Source organism: Streptomyces boncukensis (assembly GCF_011045075.1).
GTDB lineage: Bacteria > Actinomycetota > Actinomycetes > Streptomycetales > Streptomycetaceae > Streptomyces > Streptomyces boncukensis.
Genome location: NZ_JAAKZZ010000951.1, coordinates 1 through 1,403, shown reverse-complemented (window position 1 = coordinate 1,403; position 1,403 = coordinate 1). Strand labels below are relative to the sequence as shown.

At 72.4% G+C, this 1,403-nt stretch carries 1 protein-coding gene; it reads right to left on the bottom strand.

Going from position 1 to position 1,403, the window contains the following annotated elements; genetic code table 11:
• Positions 1-1,377, bottom strand: a 1,377-nt coding sequence (locus G5C65_RS37250) for an acyltransferase domain-containing protein (RefSeq protein WP_338146851.1), incomplete at its 3' end; no start/stop codon positions are given.
• Positions 1,378-1,403: the final 26 nt, after the last annotated feature.

Genomic DNA, 1,403 nt, shown 5'->3' with positions numbered 1-1,403 from the left:
CCCCAGCCCGGCCCCCGCCATCTCCTCATAGAACCCGTCAAGCTCCACCGGCTCCGCACCCGCCGGCGGCCACTGCGCCAGATCGAAGGCACCGGCGGTGTTCCGGGCCCCGGGGGTGAGGACGCCCGTGGCGTGGCAGGTCCAGTCCTGAGGGCCCGCACCTCGTGCGTAGACGTTCAGGGAGCGGCCGCCGGTCTCGTCCGCCGGGCCCACGACCACCTGGACCTGGACGCTCTCCTCGGCGGACAGCACGAGCGGGGCCTGCAGAGTGAGCTCCTCGATCCGGCCGCAGCCCACCTGGTCCCCGGCCTGGATCGCCAGCTCCACATATCCGGTGCCCGGGAAGACCGCGGTTCCGCCGACCTGGTGGTCGGCCAGCCAGCCGGGCGAGGTCGCGGACAGCCGGCCCGTGAGGACCACCCCGCCGGAGTCGGCCAGCACAATCGCTGCGCCGAGCAGCGGATGCTCGGCCTTGTCGAGGCCGACGGAGGTCACGTCGCCGACCGCGGCCGGGACGTCGAGCCAGTAGTGCTCGTGCTGGAAGGCGTACGTGGGCAGCGCCACACGCGCCGCTCCGCTCCCCTCGTAGAGGGCCTCCCAGTCCACGTCCTGGCCGCTCGCGTACGCCCGGCCGAGTGCCGTCATCAGCGCCACGGGCTCGGGCCTGTCCTTGCGCAGCACCGGCACGACGACGGCGGACTCGGGCGCGGCGAGGGACTGCTGCGCCATGCCCGCCAGCACCCCGTCCGGGCCGAGTTCGACGAACCGGGACACGCCCAGGTCCTCCAGCGTGCGCACCCCGTCCGCGAACCGCACCGCCTCCCGCACATGCCGCACCCAGTACTCGGCGGAAAACTCCGCCACCACCTCACCCGTCAGATTGGAGACCACCGGAATCCGCGGCGCCGCATACGACAGCCCCTCCGCCACCCGGCGGAACTCCTCCAGCATCGGCTCCATCAACGGCGAGTGGAACGCATGCGACGTCCGCAACCGCCGCGTCCGACACCCCCGCCCGGCGAAAACCTCCGCCACCGCCAGCACCGCATCCTCCCGGCCCGAGACCACCACCGCCGAGGGACCGTTCACCGCCGCGATACTCACCCCGTCACTCAGGTGAGGGGCCACCTCCTCCTCGGGCGCCTCGACCGCCACCATCGCCCCACCCACGGGCAGCCCCTGCATCAACCGGCCCCGCGCCGAGACCAGCACACCCGCATCCTCCAGCGACAACACCCCCGCCACATACGCCGCCGCCACCTCACCAATCGAATGCCCGGCCACGAAGTCCGGCCGTATCCCCCACGACTCCCACAACCGGAACAGCGCCACCTCCACCGCAAACAACCCCGCCTGCGCAAACACCGTCCGATCCAACGCCTCAGCATCCCCCTCCCCCCACA